1 protein-coding gene is annotated in these 237 nt (G+C 69.6%); it reads right to left on the bottom strand.

Annotated features, from left to right (window positions below):
* Nucleotides 1–237, bottom strand: a 237-nt coding sequence (locus tag EOB49_RS35865) for an FAD-dependent oxidoreductase (RefSeq protein ID WP_127383584.1), incomplete at both ends; no start/stop codon positions are given.

Below are 237 nucleotides of genomic sequence, written 5' to 3'. Positions count from 1 at the left end.
GCGCCATGCCGGTAATGCCTGTGGGGAAACCAAGATAGTTCTCGATGCGCGAGGAGGCGCCGGCCTGTCCGCCGAAGGCACGGCAGTCGAGCACGATCGTCGATAGGCCTTCGGAGGCCGCATAGACCGCCGCCGCCAGCCCCGCCGGGCCGGCGCCGACGATGGCCACGTCATACACCGTCTCGGCATCGATCGGCCGCAGCAGGCCGATGCAGCGGGCGAGGTCCTTTTCGCCGG

It is taken from the genome of Mesorhizobium sp. M7A.F.Ca.MR.148.00.0.0, from assembly GCF_003997735.1.
Lineage (GTDB): Bacteria > Pseudomonadota > Alphaproteobacteria > Rhizobiales > Rhizobiaceae > Mesorhizobium.
Note: the sequence above shows the minus strand (reverse complement) of the source record. Positions and strands in the feature narration are given on the sequence as shown.